At 72.7% G+C, this 19,257-nt stretch carries 11 protein-coding genes and 1 pseudogene; 9 read left to right on the top strand and 3 right to left on the bottom strand.

Going from position 1 to position 19,257, the window contains the following annotated elements:
• Positions 1 to 40 precede the first annotated feature (40 nt).
• From D1J63_RS33860 to D1J63_RS33840, 5 genes and pseudogenes are all read left to right on the top strand, one after another.
• Positions 41 to 2,040 (top strand): annotated as a pseudogene (locus D1J63_RS33860) (alpha-1,4-glucan--maltose-1-phosphate maltosyltransferase).
• Entirely contained in the window at positions 2,037 to 3,755 is a 1,719-nt protein-coding gene (gene treS, locus D1J63_RS33855; RefSeq protein WP_125634215.1) for a maltose alpha-D-glucosyltransferase, read from the top strand. Before D1J63_RS33860 ends, treS begins: the two are co-directional and overlap by 4 nt.
• Positions 3,756 to 3,783: 28 nt before the next feature.
• Positions 3,784 to 5,145, top strand: coding sequence for a maltokinase (locus D1J63_RS33850; RefSeq protein ID WP_125634213.1), 1,362 nt, complete (start codon positions 3,784 to 3,786; stop codon positions 5,143 to 5,145).
• 3 nt (positions 5,146 to 5,148) lie between these two features.
• Positions 5,149 to 7,374, top strand: a complete 2,226-nt coding sequence (gene glgB / locus D1J63_RS33845) for a 1,4-alpha-glucan branching enzyme (RefSeq protein ID WP_125634211.1) — start codon at positions 5,149 to 5,151, stop codon at positions 7,372 to 7,374.
• Between the two features lie 73 nt (positions 7,375 to 7,447).
• On the top strand, positions 7,448 to 8,539 hold the full coding sequence (locus D1J63_RS33840) for a glutamate--cysteine ligase (protein ID WP_125634209.1): 1,092 nt from the start codon (positions 7,448 to 7,450) through the stop codon (positions 8,537 to 8,539).
• Between the two features lie 4 nt (positions 8,540 to 8,543).
• Here D1J63_RS33840 and D1J63_RS33835 read toward each other — a convergent pair whose 3' ends face one another.
• Complete coding sequence (locus D1J63_RS33835) at positions 8,544 to 8,780, bottom strand: DUF6480 family protein (RefSeq protein ID WP_125634207.1); 237 nt, start codon at positions 8,778 to 8,780, stop codon at positions 8,544 to 8,546.
• A gap of 154 nt (positions 8,781 to 8,934) precedes the next feature.
• On the opposite strand from D1J63_RS33835, the gene D1J63_RS33830 reads away from it, so the two are divergent.
• Together D1J63_RS33830 and D1J63_RS33825 are read left to right on the top strand one after the other, a co-directional pair.
• Complete coding sequence (locus tag D1J63_RS33830) at positions 8,935 to 10,845, top strand: AMP-dependent synthetase/ligase (protein ID WP_125634205.1); 1,911 nt, start codon at positions 8,935 to 8,937, stop codon at positions 10,843 to 10,845.
• 132 nt (positions 10,846 to 10,977) lie between these two features.
• Positions 10,978 to 11,412 carry an ATP-binding protein gene (locus tag D1J63_RS33825; RefSeq protein ID WP_030403918.1) on the top strand — a complete coding sequence of 145 codons (435 nt, stop codon included), beginning with the start codon at positions 10,978 to 10,980 and terminating at the stop codon, positions 11,410 to 11,412.
• A gap of 9 nt (positions 11,413 to 11,421) precedes the next feature.
• Here the strand turns inward: D1J63_RS33825 and D1J63_RS33820 are convergent, their stop codons facing one another.
• Positions 11,422 to 11,895, bottom strand: coding sequence for an ATP-binding protein (locus tag D1J63_RS33820; RefSeq protein WP_125634203.1), 474 nt, complete (start codon positions 11,893 to 11,895; stop codon positions 11,422 to 11,424).
• Between the two features lie 43 nt (positions 11,896 to 11,938).
• Positions 11,939 to 12,310, bottom strand: a complete 372-nt coding sequence (locus D1J63_RS33815) for a PRC-barrel domain-containing protein (RefSeq protein ID WP_125634201.1) — start codon at positions 12,308 to 12,310, stop codon at positions 11,939 to 11,941.
• 398 nt (positions 12,311 to 12,708) lie between these two features.
• Between D1J63_RS33815 and D1J63_RS33810 the strand changes: the two genes are divergently transcribed.
• Positions 12,709 to 16,704, top strand: a complete 3,996-nt coding sequence (locus D1J63_RS33810; RefSeq protein WP_125634198.1) for a HAMP domain-containing protein — start codon at positions 12,709 to 12,711, stop codon at positions 16,702 to 16,704.
• Positions 16,701 to 19,160 (top strand): SpoIIE family protein phosphatase, encoded by a 2,460-nt coding sequence (locus D1J63_RS33805; RefSeq protein WP_125634196.1) that lies wholly within the window; start codon positions 16,701 to 16,703, stop codon positions 19,158 to 19,160. Before D1J63_RS33810 ends, D1J63_RS33805 begins: the two co-directional genes overlap by 4 nt.
• The last annotated feature ends 97 nt before the right edge of the window (positions 19,161 to 19,257 follow it).

Below are 19,257 nucleotides of genomic sequence, written 5' to 3'. Positions count from 1 at the left end.
GCCCGCGCCCGGCCCCGAGCACGGCGGAGGTGAGACGCGGATGAGTGCGACCGTGGGGATCGGACGTATCCCGGTGCGGGACGTCCATCCGGTGGTGGACAACGGCAGGCGCCCGGCGAAGGCGGTGACGGGGGAGACGTTCGAGGTCACCGCGACCGTGTTCCGGGAGGGGCACGACGCGGTGGCCGCCAACGTCGTCCTGAAGGATCCCGAGGGCCGGCCGGGTCCCTGGACGCCGATGCGGGAGCTGGCCCCGGGCAGCGACCGCTGGGGTGCGGAGGTCACTCCGGGGGCACCGGGCGACTGGACCTACCGGGTGGAGGCGTGGAGCGACCCGGTCGCGACCTGGCGGCACACCGCGCGGATCAAGGTCCCGGCCGGCATCGACACCGGGCTCGTGCTCGAAGAGGGGGCCGAGCTCTTCCGGCGGGCCGCCGCGGGCGTGCCGGCGGACTCCGGGCGGGCGGTGGTGCTGGAGGCCGCCCAGACCCTGCTGGACGAGGAGCTACCGGTGGCCACCCGGCTGGCGGCGGCGTTGACGCCGGAGGTGGACGCGGTCCTGGCCCGGCATCCGCTGCGGGACCTGGTCACCTCCTCCGAGCCCCTGCCCCTGCTGGTCGAGCGGGAACGCGCCCTCTACGGCGCCTGGTACGAGTTCTTCCCCCGCTCCGAGGGCACCCCCGACACCCCCCACGGCACCTTCCGCACCGCCGCCCGACGCCTCCCGGCGATCGCCGCGATGGGCTTCGACGTCGTCTACCTCCCCCCGATCCACCCCATCGGCACCACCCACCGCAAGGGCCGCAACAACACCCTGTCCGCCACCCGCGACGACGTCGGCGTCCCCTGGGCCATCGGCTCCCCCGAAGGCGGCCACGACAGCATCCACCCCGCCCTGGGCACCCTCGACGACTTCGACCACTTCGTGCGTGAGGCCGGCCGCCACGGCCTGGAGATCGCCCTGGACTTCGCCCTCCAGTGCTCCCCGACCACCCCTGGGTCCACAAACACCCCGAGTGGTTCCACCACCGCCCCGACGGTTCGATCGCGTACGCCGAGAACCCGCCCAAGAAGTACCAGGACATCTACCCCCTCGCCTTCGACACCGACCCCGACGGCCTCCACACCGAAACGGTGCGGATCCTGCGGCACTGGATGGACCACGGGGTGCGGATCTTCCGCGTCGACAACCCCCACACCAAACCCGTCGCCTTCTGGGAACGCGTCATCGCCGACATCAACCGCGCCGACCCCGACGTCGTCTTCCTGGCCGAGGCCTTCACCCGCCCCGCGATGATGCACACCCTCGCCCAGATCGGCTTCCAGCAGTCCTACACCTACTTCACCTGGCGCAACACCAAACGCGAACTGACGGAGTACCTCACCGAACTGTCGGGGGACGCCGCCTCCTACATGCGGCCCAACCTCTTCGCCAACACCCCCGACATCCTCCACGCCTACCTCCAGCACGGAGGACGCCCCGCCTTCGAGACCCGCGCCGTCCTCGCCGCCACCCTCTCCCCCACCTGGGGCATCTACAGCGGCTACGAACTGTGCGAGAACACCCCCCTGCGCGACGGCAGCGAGGAATACCTCGACAGCGAGAAGTACCAGCTCAAACCCCGCGACTGGGCCCGCGCCGAACGCGAGGGCACCACCATCGCCCCCCTCATCACCCGCCTCAACACCATCCGGCGCGCCCACCCCGCGCTGCACCGGCTGCGAAACCTCCGCTTCCACCACACCGACAACGACGCGCTCATCGCGTACAGCAAGCGCGTCGGGTCCGACGTCGTCCTGGTGGTCGCCAACCTCGATCCGCATCGCACCCAGGAGGCCACGATCTCGCTCGACATGCCGCAGCTCGGCCTGGACTGGCACGAGTCCGTGCCGGTCCACGACGAACTCACGGGACGGACCTACCACTGGGGCCGGACGAACTACGTGCGCCTCGAGCCCGGCCGGGCTCCCGCCCACGTCTTCCACGTCCGGCGGCCGTCCGCCGGCGCGCCGCAGAACGGAGGGGCAGGAGCCTCATGACCGTCAACGAGCCCGTGCCGGACACCTTCGAGGACACCCCCGCGGGGGAACGGCACCCGGACTGGTTCAAAAGAGCCGTCTTCTACGAGGTCCTCGTCCGCTCCTTCCACGACAGCAACGGCGACGGCGTCGGCGATCTCAAGGGCCTGACCGCCAAACTGGACTACCTGCAATGGCTGGGCGTGGACTGCCTGTGGCTCCCGCCCTTCTTCAAGTCGCCGCTGCGCGACGGCGGCTACGACGTCTCCGACTACACGGCCGTCCTGCCGGAGTTCGGCGACCTCGCCGACTTCGTGGAGTTCGTGGACGCGGCGCACCAGCGCGGCATGCGCGTGATCATCGACTTCGTCATGAACCACACCAGCGACCAGCACCCGTGGTTCCAGGAGTCCCGCAAGAACCCCGACGGCCCCTACGGCGACTACTACGTCTGGGCCGACGACGACACCCGGTACGCCGACGCCCGGATCATCTTCGTCGACACCGAGGCCTCCAACTGGACCTACGACCCGGTACGCGGCCAGTACTACTGGCACCGCTTCTTCTCCCACCAGCCGGACCTCAACTACGAGAACCCGGCCGTCCAGGAGGAGATGCTGGCCGCCCTGAAGTTCTGGCTGGACCTGGGGGTGGACGGCTACCGTCTCGACGCCGTGCCCTATCTGTACGCCGAAGAGGGCACCAACTGCGAGAACCTGCCCGCCAGTCACGCGTTCCTCAAGCGGGTCCGCCGGGAGATCGACGCGCTCTACCCGGACACCGTGCTGCTGGCGGAGGCCAACCAGTGGCCGGAGGACGTCGTCGACTACTTCGGCGACTACGCCACCGGCGGCGACGAGTGCCACATGGCCTTCCACTTCCCGGTCATGCCGCGCATCTTCATGGCGGTCAGAAGGGAGTCCCGCTACCCGGTCTCCGAAATCCTCGCCAAGACCCCGGCCATCCCGTCCGGCTGCCAGTGGGGCATCTTCCTGCGCAACCACGACGAGCTGACCCTGGAAATGGTCACCGACGAAGAGCGCGACTACATGTACGCGGAGTACGCCAAGGACCCGCGCATGCGCGCCAACATCGGCATCCGCCGCCGGCTCGCCACCCTGCTGGACAACGACCGCGACCAGATCGAGCTGTTCACCGCCCTGCTCCTCGCCCTCCCGGGATCGCCGATCCTCTACTACGGCGACGAGATCGGCATGGGCGACAACATCTGGCTCGGCGACCGCGACGCCGTGCGCACCCCCATGCAGTGGACCCCGGACCGCAACGCCGGCTTCTCGACCTGCGACCCGGGCCGCCTCTACCTGCCCACGATCATGGACCCGGTCTACGGCTACCAGGTGACCAACGTCGAGGCGTCCATGGCCTCGCCCTCGTCCCTGCTGCACTGGACCAGGCGCATGATCGAGATCCGCAAGCAGAACCCCGCCTTCGGCCTCGGCACCTACACCGAGCTGCCCTCCTCCAACCCGGCGGTGCTGGCCTTCCTGCGCGAGTACGAGGACGACCTGGTGCTGTGCGTGAACAACTTCGCGCGGTTCGCCCAGCCCACCGAGCTCGACCTGCGCGAGTTCGCCGGACGCCATCCGGTCGAGCTGTTCGGCGGGGTCCGCTTCCCCGCCATCGGTGAACTGCCGTACCTGCTGACCCTCGGGGGCCACGGCTTCTACTGGTTCCGGCTCACCCGAGTCGCATCCCGCATCGGCCGCCGCGCTTGAGCGTGGGCCGAGGAAAGGACGCGTCACCATGCCGAAGACCGCACCCCTGCGCCCCAGACGTGGGCAGCTCGCCGAGCCGATGGCGTCGCTCGGCGAGTTGCTGCGCCAGTGGCTGCCGCGCCAGCGCTGGTTCGCGGGCAAGGACCGGCCCGTGGCCGAGCTGGGTCTGCTGTCGATGACCGAGCTGTTCCCCGGCTGTCTGCACCTCCTGGTGCACACCGGGCAGGGTTCCGTGCCCTCTCCCGGCGGCACTCCCCCGGCCGGGGACTGCTACCAGCTGCTGCTCGGCGTGCGCGAGCAGCCTTCGCCGCGCCTGGGCCGGGCGGTCATCGGGCAGGTGCAGGACGGTCCGCTGGCCGGGCGGACGGTCTACGACGCGCTGCACGACCCGCGCACCGCGCAACTGCTCCTGGAACGGCTCCGGCATCCCGGCAAGGCGGGCCCGCTGCGCTTCGAGGCGGACCCCGCGCGCCCGGTGCCCGGCGGGCTGGCGCCGCGGCTGCTGGACGCCGAGCAGTCCAACTCCTCGCTGATCTACGGCGACGAGTTCATCCTGAAGCTCTTCCGGCGCGTCCAGCCCGGCGTCAACCCCGACCTGGAGGTGCCGGACGCGCTGGCCCGGCAGGGCTGCGGCCGGGTCCCCGCGCCGGTGGCGTGGATGCGCACGACCCATCCGTACGGGGCGACGCTGGGCGTGCTGCAGCCGTTCCTGCCGGGTGCCTCCGACGGCTGGACCCTGGCCCTGAACGCGCTCGCCGCCGGGGACGAGTTCACCGTGCAGGCCCACGAGCTGGGGCGGGCGATGGGCGACGTCCACCTGGCGCTCGCCTCCGCCTTCCCGGTCGGCGCCCCCGGCGAGAACGGCCGCACGGCGGCGGCGATGACCGAGCGCCTCACCGCGGCCGCGCACTGCGTGCCCGCGCTGCAGCCCTTCGTCCCGGGGCTGCGGGCGGCCTTCGCGGCGCTGTCCACCTGCGACTCGGGTCCGCCCGCCCAGCGCATCCACGGCGACCTTCACCTGGGGCAGGTGCTGCGGGCCGGCCGGGACTGGTTCGTCATCGACTTCGAGGGCGAACCCTCCCGTCCGCTCGCCGAACGGCGCAGCGCCCACTCCCCCGTCCGCGACATCGCGGGCATGCTGCGTTCCTTCGACTACGCCGCCCGGCAGCGTCGCCCGTGGCGCCCGGAGTGGGCGCGCCGCTGCCGGGAGGCGTTCTGCGCGGGCTACGCCGCCCGCGCCGGATGGGACCCCCGCAAGAAGCACGGCCTGCTGCGCGCCTACGAGACGGACCGCGCCGTGTACGAGGTGCTGTACGAGGCCCGGCACCGCCCCGACTGGCTTCCCGTACCCATGGCGGCGATCGAACGACTCGCCGTGAGAGGAGACTGACCCGTGGCCCTCCGCGACACCTCGATCCCCGAGCCCTCCGCCCCGGCCCCGCACGCACCCGGTGCGAGCGCGACCGCGCCGCCCCTGGACCCCACCGACCGCGGACGCCTGCTGGCGGGCGCCCACCACGACCCGCACGCCCTGCTCGGCGCCCACCCGGTGCCCGGCGGCATCGCCTTCCGGGCGCTGCGCCCCTTCGCCCGCGAGGTGGGCGTGGTCGTGGACGGCGAGCGCCACGCCCTCGTGTCGGAGGGCGACGGCCTGTTCTCCGCCGTCCTGCCGCTGGCCGCCGTCCCGGCGTACACGCTGGTGGTCGCGTACGAGGACGGCGAGCCGCGGGAGACGCACGACCCCTACCGCTTCCTGCCCGCCCTCGGCGAGCTGGACCTGCACCTGATCGGTGAGGGCCGGCACGAGCAGCTGTGGCGGGCGCTGGGCGCGGAGCCGATGACGCACGAGGGGGTCACCGGCACCCGGTTCACGGTGTGGGCACCGAACGCGCAGGGCGTGCGGGTCGCCACCGACTTCACGCACTGGGACGGCACCGCGTTCCCGATGCGCTCGCTGGGTTCGTCCGGGGTGTGGGAGCTGTTCCTGCCGGGCGTCGGCGAGGGCACCCGGTACAAGTTCGAGATCCACTCCCGCTACGGGCACCGGTTCCTCAAGGCCGACCCGATGGCCCGCGCCGCCGAGGAGCCGCCGAACACCGCGTCCGTGGTGACCGCCTCGCGCTACGAGTGGGGCGACGCCGAGTGGATGCGGACCCGCTCCGAGACGCCGGTGCACGAGGCGCCGTTCTCCGTGTACGAGGTGCACCTGCCGTCCTGGCGGCCGGGGCTGACCTACCGCGAGCTGGCCGAGGAGCTGCCCGCGTACGTGAAGGACCTGGGCTTCACGCACGTCGAGCTGATGCCGGTCGCCGAGCACCCCTACGGCCCGTCCTGGGGCTACCAGGTCACCGGCTTCTACGCCCCGACCGCGCGCCTGGGCACCCCCGACGACTTCCGGTACCTGGTGGACGCGCTGCATCGGGCCGGACTCGGCGTGATCATGGACTGGGTGCCGGCACACTTCCCGAAGGACGACTGGGCGCTGGCCCGCTTCGACGGGGACCCGCTGTACGAGCCCGGGGACGACCGGCGCGCGACCCACCCGGACTGGGGGACGTACACCTTCGACTTCGCGCGGACCGAGGTGCGCAACTTCCTCGTGGCGAACGCCGTGTACTGGTGCGAGGAGTTCCACATCGACGGGCTGCGCGTGGACGCCGTCGCCTCGATGCTCTACCTGGACTACTCGCGCGACTCCGGCCAGTGGGAGCCCAACCAGTACGGCGGCCGGGAGGACCTGGCGGCGATGGCGTTCCTCCAGGAGATGAACGCGACGGTGTACCGGCGCTGCCCCGGCGTGGTGACCATCGCGGAGGAGTCCACCGCGTGGGGCGGGGTGACCCGGCCGACCGACACGGGCGGGCTGGGCTTCGGCCTGAAGTGGAACATGGGGTGGATGCACGACTCGCTGGAGTACGCCGCCCACGAGCCGGTGCACCGCAAGTACCACCACCACGAGATGACGTTCTCGATGGTGTACGCCTACAGCGAGAACTACGTGCTGCCCATCTCGCACGACGAGGTGGTGCACGGCAAGCAGGCACTGGTGTCGAAGATGCCCGGCGACTGGTGGCAGCGGCGCGCGAACGTGCGTGCGTACCTGGGCTTCATGTGGGCGCACCCGGGCAAGCAGCTGCTGTTCATGGGGCAGGAGTTCGCGCAGGGCGCCGAGTGGTCGGAGAAGCAGGGGCCCGAGTGGTGGCTCCTGGACGAGGGGTACCACTCGGCGGGCGACCACCGCGGGGTGCGGGACCTGGTCCGCGAGCTCAACACCCGCTACGCGCGCACTCCCGCGCTGTGGCAGCGCGACACCGACCCGGCCGGTTTCCGGTGGGTCGCGGTGGACGCGGCCGAGGACAACGTCTTCGCGTTCCTGCGGTACTCCGCGGACGGCACCCCGCTGCTGGCGGTGTCGAACTTCTCCCCCGTCGTCCGGCACGACTACGGGCTCGCCGTCGGCGACGAGGCGGTGGCCTGGCAGGAGGTGCTCAACACCGACGCCGAGGAGTACGGCGGCAGCGGCGTGGCCAACGCGGACCCGGTCAAGCCGGAGGACGGGAGCATCCGGATCACGCTGCCTCCGCTGGCGACGGTGTGGCTGATGCCGTACGCCGGGTGAGGCGACCAGGTGTCCGACCGGCTGCACGGGGCAGTCGGTCGATGGCACCGGCCCTCGGAAAGGCGGCATCACGTTGCGCACCGTCGGAGTGGAGGAGGAACTCCTCCTGGTCGATCCCGCGACCGGGGAGCCGCGGGCGCTGTCCGCCCCCGTGCTCGCCCGGGCCTCGCTCGACGACGCCGAGCAGGACGTGTTCGAGAAGGAACTGCACGAGCAGATGCTCGAGTTCGCCACGCATCCGCAGGCGGACATGGAGCGGCTGCACACGGAGATCGTCCGCTGCCGTGAGGAGGCCGGACGGCACGCCGGGGGCACCGGATGCGCCGTCGCCGCGCTCGCCACGTCACCGCTGCCGGTGACGCCGTCCATCGGCGTGAACCGGCGCTACGAGTGGATGGCCGAGCAGTACGGCGTCGTGGTCCACGAGCAGCTCGTCCTGGGCTGCCACGTGCACGTCTCGGTCGAGTCCGACGAGGAGGGCGTCGCGGTGATCGACCGGGTGCGGCCCTGGCTGCCCGTGCTGGCCGCGCTCAGCGCGAACTCGCCGTTCTGGCAGGGCCGGGACTCCTCCTACAGCAGCTATCGCAGCCGGGTCTGGCAGCGCTGGCCGTCGGCCGGTCCCACCGAGCTGTTCGGCTCGGCGGAGCGCTACCACCGGCGGGTCGCGGACATGCTCGCCACCGGGACGATCCTCGACGACGGGATGGTCTACTTCGACGTCCGGCTCTCCCCGCGGTACCCGACGGTCGAGTTCCGGGTCGCGGACGTGTGCCTGGACGCCTCGACGGCCGTCGTGCTGGCCGCGCTGGCCCGCGCGCTGGTCGACACGGCCGCCCGGGAGTGGCGCGCGGGTGCCGAGCCGGCCGACGTCAGTGTGAGCCTGCTCCGCCTCGCGGCCTGGCGGGCCGCCCGGTCCGGGCTGACGAGCGAGCTGCTGCACCCCGCGACGATGCGGCGGATGCCCGCGGAGCGGGTCGTCCGGGCACTGCTGGAGCACACCCGGGAAGCCCTCGCGTCCTCGGGCGACCTCGACCGGGTGCGCGAGGGTGTCGACGCGCTGCTGCGGCACGGCAACGGCGCGCGCGTGCAGCGGGAACTGCTGGCGCGCACGGGCAGTCTGCGGGAGGTCGTCGCCGCGTGTGTGCGCCGCACCCAGGCGGTCTGAGAGGTCAGTAGATCAGGGCGAGGGCGTAGCCCAGGAGACCCACCGCGAAGATCAGCACGACCGCGAGGATCAGGGTCATCGGGCCCTTCGACCAGCCCTTGGCCGGATTGCTGAGCAGGTCCTGGGGGCCGGCCTCCGGCATGCTGCTCTCGGCCGGCGGGGTCTCTCCGGGCGGCACGCCTCCGCCGGGCTCCAGACCGGTGCTGAGTCGGGGTTCGGGATCGGGGTTCACGTAGCTCATGTCCCCCCGGGTCCCCCGATCGGGCCGAATCACCGGGCGGGAACACTTCCGCCGTCCCGGCCCCCCGCCGCCTGCGGCTGGGCTAGCCTCCGAGCACCGTCGGCCACGGTACTCGTCGACGGCGTCACCTTCCGTACACGTCAGGAGCCGGCGCATGCGCGAGACCGCACTCGCTCCCGGGGCCGTCCCGCCGCTGGCCGGCGGGCTCGCCGACAGCCTCTTCGAGACCGCCGCCCGCACCCCGGCCCTGCCGATGCTCGCCCGCCGCCGTGGCCCCGGCTCCCAGGCCTGGGACGAGGTGACGGCCGCGGAGGTCCGCGACGAGGTGGTCGGCGTGGCGAAGGGCCTGATCGCCAGCGGTGTCTCGCCCGGCGACCGGGTGGCGATCCTGGCCCGCACCCGGTACGAGTGGACGGTCTTCAGCTACGCCCTGTGGACGGTGGGCGCCGAGGTGGTGCCGGTCTATCCGACGTCCTCCCGCGACCAGGTCGAGTGGATCCTGCGGGACGCGGGGTGCGTCGGCGTGCTGGTCGAGGACGAGCAGAGCGTGATGACCGTCGGCTCGGTGTGCGCGTCGCTGCCCGCCCTGCGCCACGTCTGGCAGCTGGACGCGGGCGCGCTGGACACGCTGGTGGAGCGCGGCGCGTTCCTGCCGTTCGCCACGGTCGACTCCATGCGCCGCATCGTGCTGCCGGACTCCACCGCCGTGGTCGCCTACACCTCGGGCACCTCCGGCCGCGCCCTGGGCTGTGCGCTGAGCCACCGCGGTCTGGCCGGCCCGTGCGACACGCTGCTCGCGGGCTGGGGCCACACGGTGGCGCCGCCGGGCGAGCAGGCAGCGGTCCTCGCCTTCCTGCCCTTCTCCCACGTGTACGGGCTGATGATCCAGAACCTGTGCGTCCGGGGCGGGTTGCTCATGGCGCACGAGCCCGAGATGACCGCGGACGCCCTCTCCTCGGCCCTGCGTTCCTTCCGGCCGACGTATCTGTACGCCGTCCCGTCGGTCCTGGAGAAGATCTACAAGAATTTCCTGCGCGCGGCTCAGCAGGCGGGGCGGGGCGCCCTGTTCGAGCGGGCCGCGGACACGGCGCGGGACTTCGCCGCCGCGCTGGAGCGCCGGCGCCTCGGCCTCGGCTCCGGGCCCGGCTTCGACCTGCGTCTCCAGCACGCCCTGTACGAGCGGACGGTGTACCGGCGGCTGCGCGACGCGCTCGGCGGCAGGGTGGGCCGGGCGACGTCGGGCGGCTCGCCGCTCAGCCGCGAGCTCTCCCTCTTCTACGAGGGCATCGGTGTCTACGTGCACGACGGCTACGGCCTGACGGAGACCAGCGGCGGGCTGACGATGCAGCCGTGGGGCCGCGAGAAGTCGGGCACCGTCGGGCAGGTGCTGCCCGGCATGGAGATCCGGGTGGCCGACGACGGGGAGATCCTGGTGCGCGGGCCCTGGCTGTTCCAGGGGTACGTCGGTGACGAGTCCGCCACCCGTGAGGTGATGCGCGGCGGCTGGCTGGCCACCGGCGACCTCGGGCACCTGGACGACGAGGAGTACCTGGCGATCACCGGCCGCAAGAAGGACGTCATCATCACCAGCGGCGGCAAGAGCGTCGCCCCGGCCGCCCTGGAGCAGCGGCTGCGGATGCACCCGCTGGTCCACCAGGTGGTGGTGGTGGGCGACAACCGGCCCTGCGTGGGGGCGCTGATCACCCTGGACCCGGAGTTCCTGGCGCACTGGCGGGCGGCCCTGGCCCTGCCGGGCGACGCCCCGGCCCGGGAGGCACGCGAGGAGAACGCGCTGCGGGAGGAGATCGCGCGGGCCGTGGCCGCGGCGAACAGCGCCGTGTCGCGCTCGGAGTCCATCAGGGTCTTCCGTGTCCTGCCCGCCCCCTTCGACGTGGCCGGCGGACTGCTCACCCCGTCGATGAAGCTCCGGCGGGACGAGATCGTACGGACCCACGCCCTGGAGATCGACGCGATGTACGAGGCCCGGTCGCACCGCCGGCCGGCCGGGACGGCGCCCGGGGAGCCGGCCGCCTGGGACGACGCGGACAACGTGTTCCTGCGCTGAACCGGCGTCCGTACCGCTCCTGGCCAGGTGGTCCCGGACGCGACTAGGTTCGGTCGGCACGGGCACTTACAAACGGAGGGAAGGCGAAGGAGAAGGTACGGCGCCCGGCCGGTGCCGGGCCGGGAAGGCGCAATGGCAGCCGAGTCGCGTTGGGACAGGACACTGGCTTCCGAGGAGATCACGAACCGCACCGCCAGCTTCACCGGGGAGCTGCACAATGTGACCGGTGCGCGGCTGGTCGCGGAGGAGTTCCTCTACGACCTGGCCCGTGCGGCGCCGCCCGCGGCGCCCGAGTACTGGGACGACATACTCCTCGTCGTCACCGAGCTGGCGGCCAACGCCGTGCAGTACGCCCCGGGACCGTTCCAGCTCCGATTGCGCCGCACCTTCGACGGCGTGCACGTGGTGATGCACGACACCAGCACGACGGAGCCCGCGCCACGGCCCTTCCATCCCAGCAAGGGGGGCGGCGGCATCGGCTGGCATCTGATCCACACGCTGTCCGACCAGGTGAGCGTCGTCACCGGGGAGCAGGGCAAGGACATCCACGTCTTCCTGCCCTGGTGACCTCGGCCGTCACGGGGCGTCCGCGGCGCGCAGGGGCACCAGCGCGCTGATCGTCTTCCCGCCCCCCGGCCGGGGTTCGACGGCGATGTCCCGGGCGAGGCGGGCGACGATCGGCCAGCCGTATCCGCCGCCGGGATGGGCGGTGGGGAACGCGTGGACGTATTCGGGCACCACCGTGTTGTTGTCGTGGACGGCGATCCACAGTCCCTCGTCCGTGGGCCGGACCTCGAAGCCGGCCAGCCCGTCGCCGTGCCGGATCGCGTTGGTGACCAGTTCCGACACCACGAGCAGCAGGTCGGCGACGTCCTCCTCGCGCGCCACGCGGCCCGGGCCGCCCCACCGCGTCCGCGCCACCGACTCCGCGTACGCCCTCGCGGCCGCCGCGCCCGCCCCGGCGCCCGGCGCCGGTGTGCCGGCGGGCGCGACGTCGGGCGGTGCCGTGACGGCCGTGACGGGCGTGGTGATGCGGTCGGTCGGTCGCATGTCGGTGGTTTCCCCGGTTTCCGCGTGCTGTCGTTCGGTCCGGTCAGGTCGCGGGGCGCTCCCGCGACGGCAGCCGGTGGTAGTAGTCGCCGACGGACGCCAGGTAGTCGCGGTCCATCGTCTCGCTGTCGGTCCGGAACCGGGGCGCGGCCTTGACCTGGGCCCTGGTGCAGTTCAGCGTGACGGTACGGGCCTCGGCGTCGATGCCGCGGACCAGTCCGACCGGCACGAGGACGCTGCGGCCGAACACCCAGACGCCGGTGTCGACGACGAGGTGGCGCATGCCGAAGTGCTCGGCCTGCCGGTCCACGTGCCCGATGGTGCCGTCGTCGGCGACCACGGTGCAGCCCGTCAGGTCCGCTCCGGCCTCCAGGCCGCTGTCCGCCGCGTACGACCAGATGTTCTCCCTCGGCACGCTGTCCTTCCCTCCCGTGTCGGTGACGGCGTCGGGGCCGGGCGGACGCAACGGGCCGGACCGGCTCCACAGCAGCGGATACCCGGCCGGGGCCGCCGCATTCGGGCTCCGGTGGGCCGTGCGGTGGCACTTTCCGCGAACCGTACGGCGGCGGGCTCGGGCCGCTCGCGCCGGGCGCCGCCCGCTCGGCGTGACCCGTCCGGGGGTCCGCCTTCGGCCGGGTGACACATCGCTTTGTCCGCGCCCGGGACCTGGGTTAGCCTCTGACGTATTTTTCTGCTGGGGGAATCCGTGAACTGCGCAGACGCGGACACGGAAGCCGGAACGCGCCCGCGCGGTCCGGAGGGGGTGGTGAGTCCTCGCCGCGAGGACTCCCGGGGAGCGGAACGAGGGTACGCATGACCAGCGACAGCACCGGATCCGTCGACGCGGTTCCGGGCGATCAGGAGTTGCGCCGTCTCCTGGCGGGCCTGACGTCCGTGCGGGACGGCGACTTCGGCACCCGTCTGCCGGACGACGCGGACGGGCTGATGGGCGACATCGCCAAGGTCTTCAACGGCATGGTGGACCAGTTGTCGGTGTTCACCTCGGAGGTCACGCGGGTCTCCCGCGAGGTCGGCACCGACGGACGGCTCGGCGGCCAGGCGCGGGTGCCCGGGGTCTCGGGCACCTGGGCCGACCTGACGGACTCCGTCAACGCCATGGCGGGCAACCTCACCACCCAGGTCCGTGACATCGCCCAGGTGGCCACGGCGGTCGCCCGGGGCGACCTCTCGCAGAAGATCGACGTGGACGCCCGCGGCGAGATCCTGGAACTGAAGAACACCATCAACACCATGGTCGACCAGCTCTCCGCCTTCGCCGACGAAGTCACCCGCGTCGCCCGCGAGGTGGGCACCGACGGACGGCTCGGCGGCCAGGCCGACGTCCAGGGCGTCAAGGGCACGTGGCGCGACCTCACCGACTCGGTGAACTTCATGGCGGGCAACCTGACCAACCAGGTCCGCAACGTCGCCCAGGTGGCCACCGCCGTGGCCAAGGGCGACCTCTCGCAGAAGATCACCGTGGACGCCCGCGGCGAGATCCTGGAACTGAAGAACACCATCAACACGATGGTCGACCAGCTCTCCGCCTTCGCCGACGAGGTCACCCGGGTGGCCCGCGAGGTCGGTACGGCCGGCAACCTGGGCGGGCAGGCCCGGGTGCGCGGGGTGTCGGGCACCTGGAAGGACCTCACCGACAACGTCAACGTCATGGCGTCCAATCTGACCGGCCAGGTCCGCTCCATCGCCCAAGTGGCCACCGCGGTGGCCCGGGGCGACCTGTCGCAGCGGATCACCGTGGACGCCGAGGGCGAGGTCGCGGCGCTGGCCGACGTGATCAACACGATGGTGGACACGCTCTCCGCGTTCGCCGACGAGGTCACCCGCGTCGCCCGCGAGGTCGGCACCGACGGACGGCTCGGCGGCCAGGCACACGTGCCGAACGTCGCCGGGACCTGGAAGGACCTCACCGACAACGTCAACTCGATGGCCAACAACCTCACCAACCAGGTGCGCAACATCGCGCTGGTGACGACCGCGGTGGCCCGGGGCGACCTGTCGAAGAAGATCGACGTCGACGCGCGCGGCGAGATCCTCGAACTCAAGACGACGATCAACACGATGGTCGACCAGCTCTCCGCCTTCGCCGACGAGGTCACCCGGGTGGCCCGCGAGGTCGGCACCGAGGGCCGGCTCGGCGGCCAGGCCGAGGTGGAGGGCGTCTCCGGCACCTGGAAGCGGCTCACGGAGAACGTCAACGAGCTGGCCGGCAACCTCACCCGCCAGGTCCGCGCGATCGCCGAGGTCACGTCCGCCGTCGCGGAGGGCGACCTGACCCGCTCGGTCACCGTGGAGGCGTCCGGCGAGGTCGCCGAGCTGGGGGACAACATCAACGCCATGGTGGAGTCCCTGCGCGAGACCACCCGGGCCAATCAGGAGCAGGACTGGCTCAAGACCAACCTCGCCCGCATCTCCGGCCTGATGCAGGGCCACCGGGACCTGCCCGTCGTCGCCGAGCTGATCATGGACGAGCTGGTGCCGCTGGTGTCGGCCCAGTACGGCGCCTTCTACCTGGCCGAGGACGGGGACGACGGTCCCGAGCTGCGGCTCGTCGGCTCCTACGGCTACCCGGAGGACACGGCAAGACCCACCCGTATCGCCTTCGGCCGCACCCTGGTCGGCCAGGCCGCGCGCAGTCGGCGCACCATCGTGGTGGACGAACTGCCGCCGGGCTACCTGACCATCTCCTCGGGGCTGGGCGAGGTGGTGCCGGCCGCGCTTGTGCTGCTGCCCATCGTGGTCGAGGGGCAGGTGCTCGGGGTCATCGAGCTGGCCTCGGTCACCCCGTTCAGCCAGATCAACCGGGACTTCCTGGACATGCTGATGGAGACCATCGGCGTGAACGTCAACACGATCGTGGCCAACGCCCGTACCGACGAACTCCTCGCCGAGTCGCAGCGGCTGACCGCCGAGCTCCAGGCCCGTTCCGCGGAGCTGCAGACCCAGCAGGAGGAGTTGCAGCACTCCAATGCCGAGCTGGAGGACAAGGCGTCCCTGCTCGCGGCGCAGAACCGGGACATCGAGGCGAAGAACCTGCAGATCGAGCAGGCCCGCCAGGAGCTGGAGGCACGCGCCCAGCAGCTGTCGCTGGCCTCGAAGTACAAGTCGGAGTTCCTGGCCAACATGAGCCACGAGCTGCGCACCCCGCTCAACAGCCTGCTCATCCTGGCCCAGCTGCTCGCCCAGAACCCCTCGCGCAACCTCACCCCGAAGCAGGTCGAGTACGCGGGCATCATCCACTCGGCGGGCTCGGACCTGCTGCAGCTCATCAACGACATCCTGGACCTGTCGAAGGTCGAGGCGGGGAAGATGGACGTCTCCCCCGAGCGCGTGACGCTGCGCCAGCTCATCGAGTACGTCGAGGCCACCTTCCGGCCCATGACCGGCCAGAAGGGCCTGGAGTTCACGGTCACGACGGCCCCCGGGGCCCCGGCGGACCTGCTGACCGACGACTCCCGGCTGCGTCAGGTGCTGCGCAACCTGCTGTCCAACGCGGTGAAGTTCACCGAGCGGGGCGGCGTGGAGCTGTCCGTCGAGCCGGCTCCGGACGACGAGGTGCCCGCCGGTGTGGTCCGGGGCGGGCCCGTGGTCGCCTTCCGGGTGAAGGACACGGGCATCGGCATCCCCGAGCAGAACCTGGAGTCGATCTTCGGCGCCTTCCAGCAGGCGGACGGCACGACGAGCCGCAAGTACGGCGGCACCGGGCTCGGCCTGTCCATCACGCGGGAGATCGCCCAGCTCCTCGGCGGCGCCGTCACGGTGGACAGCACGCCCGACCGGGGCAGCACCTTCACGCTGTACCTGCCCGTGGCCCGGCCGGACTTCGAGGACCTGCTGGCGCGCGGCCCCGGGCACCTCCCGGCCGACGCGTCCGCCGACGTCCTGGACCGTCCGGTGCCGATGGCCGAGCTGACCGGCGGCCACCGGCAGCGGCCGCGGCGCCTGCTCGTCGTGGAGGAGCGTCCGCGCGGCCTGCTCACCCTGGTCGCGGAGAGCGTGGTCGCCGATCTGACGCACGGGCGCGACGACGCGGGCGACCGTCCTCCGCTCGACGTGATCACGGCCGTGGGGGCCGAGGAGGCCGCCGGCGCGCTGGCGGCCGAGCCGTGCCACTGCGTCGTACTGGAGCTGGGCATGCCGGACGGCGAGGCCTCCCGCTTCCTGGACGCCCTGCGGGGCGACTCGGCGCTGGCGAGCGTGCCGGTGCTCGTGCACAGCGGGCACCGCGCGGACGCCGCCGTGGAGGAGGACCTGCGCTCGGGCTCGGCCGGCCGGACGCTGGAGTTCCTGGCCGGCCTCGACGAGCTGCGCGAGCGCATCGCCCTGCACCTGGCCGCCGAGGAACCCGGGGACGTGCTGACCCTGGTCCGGCCGGAGGAACCGCCGCGCCCGGCCCCGCGGGCCGGTGAGGATCCGCCCGCGGGGCGCACCGTCCTCGTCGTCGACGACGACGCGCGCAACCTCTTCGCGCTCAGCGGGATCCTGGAGCTGCACGGGTTCCGGGTCCTGCACGCGGAGAACGGCCGCCGGGGCATCGAGACGCTCGTGGACCACCCGGACGTGGCGCTGGTCCTGATGGACGTGATGATGCCGGAGATGGACGGGTACACGGCGACGGCCGAGATCCGCCGGATGCCGCGGTACGCCGAGCTGCCGATCATCGCGGTCACGGCGAAGGCGATGCCCGGCGACCGGGAGAAGAGCCTCGCCTCGGGCGCCAGCGACTACGTCACCAAGCCCGTCGACACCCAGGACCTCATCGCCTGCGTCCGACGGTGGCTGCCGGCATGAGCGGGTCCGAGCGTCCCGGCGGCGGTGACGTCCGGCGGGAGGAGGCCGATCCGGTCGGCATGACCCCGCTGTCCCCCGTGGGCAGGCTGGCGGCCACGGTCGACCGGCTCAGCCGCGAGGTGCGGGCCGCGCAGGCCGAGGCCGAGGGCCGGGCGCTGGTCGAGCTGGCCAAGGGCATCCTGGTCGCGCGGCTCGGCTGCGGTCCGGCCGAGGCCGCCCGGCAGCTCGCGGAGCTGGCCGAGCAGTCCCGGGCGACGCCGCTGGAGTTCGCGGTCGACGTCATCAACCAGGCCGCCCGCGACCGCATGTCGGAGGTGACGGCGGCGTTCCTCGCGGCCACCGCCGCCGTGCGGGCCACGCCCCCCGACGACGGCGCGGAGGGGGCGCGGGGGGCGGACGCCGCCGAGGCCGGGGAGGCGGCGGCCGAGTCGGCCGCAGTGCGCCTGCGGGCCGCCGAGAGCGGCGCGCTGGCCGCGGACGACACCCAGGCCGTCGCCGACGCGCTGCTGGAGCAGGCGCTGCGCCCGCTCGGCGCGGTCGCGGTGGCCATCTGGGCGGCCGGGTACGACGGGTCGCTCACCCTGGTGGGCAGCGCGGGGTTCCCTCCGGCCGAGGCGGCCCGTTGGCGCTATGTGCCGCCGGACGTGGCGACGGTGGCCCGGTGCGGTCTGACCGAGCGTTCGGGGCAGTGGTTCGCCTCCCTCGCGCGGACGGGGCTGCCGAGTGTGGGCCGGCACCAGTACCCGGACGGCGGCAGGGTCGCCGTGCCCGCCGGCACCGGGGGGCGCATCCACGGCGTGCTGGAGATCGCCTGGCCGGCGCCGCTGGCCCCGCAGCCGCCCCAGGTCGTCCGTCAGGTGGAGGCCCTGGCCGAGCTGTGCGCGCACACGCTGGAGTCGTACACGCCGCCGCGGGAACCCGGGCAGGGCCCTCGGGTCGTCCCGGACGCGGTGGAGCTGATGGACCTGGCCGACGGGCTGCACGACCCCGCCCTGGTCCTGGTGCCGCACCTGGACGCGGCCGGGCACCTGGCGGACTTCCGCATCCAGCACGTGAACAACCGCTTCATGGACCCGGCCGGGCGGCCCCGTGCCGTCGTGGGCGGCGCGCTGCTCCTCGAGGCGTACCCGATGGCCGCCGGGGACAGCGAGCTGTTCCAGAACGTCGAGCGGGTCTACGCCACGGGCGAGCCGTTCCGGGCCCGGCACATGAACCTGACCGCCCTGGTGGACCAGGTGCCGCTGTCGGCGGTGGCGGACATCAGCGTCAGCCGGCACGGCAACGCGGTGCTGCTCATCTGGCGCATCGAGGACGAGACGGCCCGGCTGGCCAGCCTCCTCCAGCACGCCCAGCGGCTCGGCCGCATCGGCGGCTTCGAGGAGAACCTGCTCACCGGCGAGATCACCTGGAACGGGCAGCTGTTCGACCTGTACGGGCGCCCGCACACCAGCACGCCGGTGCCGCTGGAGGAGCTGGCCGCCCACGCCCATCCGGACGACGCCGTCGCCATCGGGCGGTTCCTGCGCACGCTGCTGCACCACCGGCGGCCCGCGTCGGCGGCGTTCCGGCTGCGGCGGCCCGACGGGGTGACCCGGCACGTGCGGGTGGTGGCCGAGCCGGTCCTGGACACCGACGACCGGCTGCTCCTGGTCCGGGGCGCCTGTCAGGACATCTCGGCCCAGCACTGGACGGAGGTGGCGCTCGCCGCGACGCGCGACCAGCTGGCCCAGACCGAGCAGCAGGCCGTCGAACGTGCCCGGCTGACCCTGCAGTTGCAGCACGCCATCATGCCGCCCGCCCAGACGCCCTTGCGGGTGCCGGACCTCCAGGTGGCCGTCCGGTACCGGCCGGCGGAGACGGAGCAGCTGGTGGGCGGTGACTGGTACGACGCGGTGATGCTGCCGAGCGGTCGAGTGCTGCTGTGCGTGGGGGACGTCGCCGGGCACGGGATAGAGGCGGCGACCAGCATGGTGGTGCTGCGCAACGCGCTGCGCGGTCTCGCGGTGACCGGGGCCGGCCCGGGGCAGCTGCTGTCCTGGCTCAACATCGTGGCGCACCATCTGACGGGCGGGGTCACCGCCACGGCGGTGTGCGGCCTGTACGACCCGGCCCGGCGTACGCTGCGCTGGGCCAGGGCGGGACATCTGCCGCCGGTGCTCGTGCGGGGGCCGGGGGCCGCGCCGCTGCCACTGGTCAGGGGCATGCTGCTGGGGGCGGTGGCGGAGGCGGTGTACGAGGAGGCCGAGGCGGAGCTGGCCGCCGGGGACACCCTGCTGATGTACACCGACGGTCTGATCGAGCGCCGCGACCGCCCGGTGGAGGAGGCGCTGACCCAGCTGCTGAGCACGGTGCGTCCGACGCCCCACACCCTGGACCAGCACCTGGACCGGCTGCTCACCTACAGCAGGTCGGACACGGACGACGACACGTGTCTGGTGGGCATCCGGGTCGGCTGACGACACCCGCGCGAGCCGGGCCCCGGTCGGCAGGTGTGAGGTCGGGATTCGGGGGTAACCGCCCGGCGCGGTGGGCCACACGACGGTCCGCCGCGCC

The organism is Streptomyces sp. KPB2, assembly GCF_003950055.1.
Lineage (GTDB): Bacteria > Actinomycetota > Actinomycetes > Streptomycetales > Streptomycetaceae > Streptomyces > Streptomyces salinarius.
Note: the sequence above shows the minus strand (reverse complement) of the source record. Positions and strands in the feature narration are given on the sequence as shown.

Bases quoted from the DNA above. Each gene is read 5' to 3' on its own strand.
- D1J63_RS33825 (WP_030403918.1), top strand. From the start codon at position 10,978: ATGGCAGCCGAGTCGCGTTGGGACAGGACACTGGCTTCCGAGGAGATC.
- D1J63_RS33830 (WP_125634205.1), top strand. From the start codon at position 8,935: ATGCGCGAGACCGCACTCGCTCCCGGGGCCGTCCCGCCGCTGGCCGGC.
- D1J63_RS33850 (WP_125634213.1), top strand. From the start codon at position 3,784: ATGCCGAAGACCGCACCCCTGCGCCCCAGACGTGGGCAGCTCGCCGAG.
- D1J63_RS33805 (WP_125634196.1), top strand. From the start codon at position 16,701: ATGAGCGGGTCCGAGCGTCCCGGCGGCGGTGACGTCCGGCGGGAGGAG.
- D1J63_RS33820 (WP_125634203.1), bottom strand. From the start codon at position 11,895: ATGCGACCGACCGACCGCATCACCACGCCCGTCACGGCCGTCACGGCA.
- treS (WP_125634215.1), top strand. From the start codon at position 2,037: ATGACCGTCAACGAGCCCGTGCCGGACACCTTCGAGGACACCCCCGCG.
- D1J63_RS33810 (WP_125634198.1), top strand. From the start codon at position 12,709: ATGACCAGCGACAGCACCGGATCCGTCGACGCGGTTCCGGGCGATCAG.
- D1J63_RS33835 (WP_125634207.1), bottom strand. From the start codon at position 8,780: ATGAGCTACGTGAACCCCGATCCCGAACCCCGACTCAGCACCGGTCTG.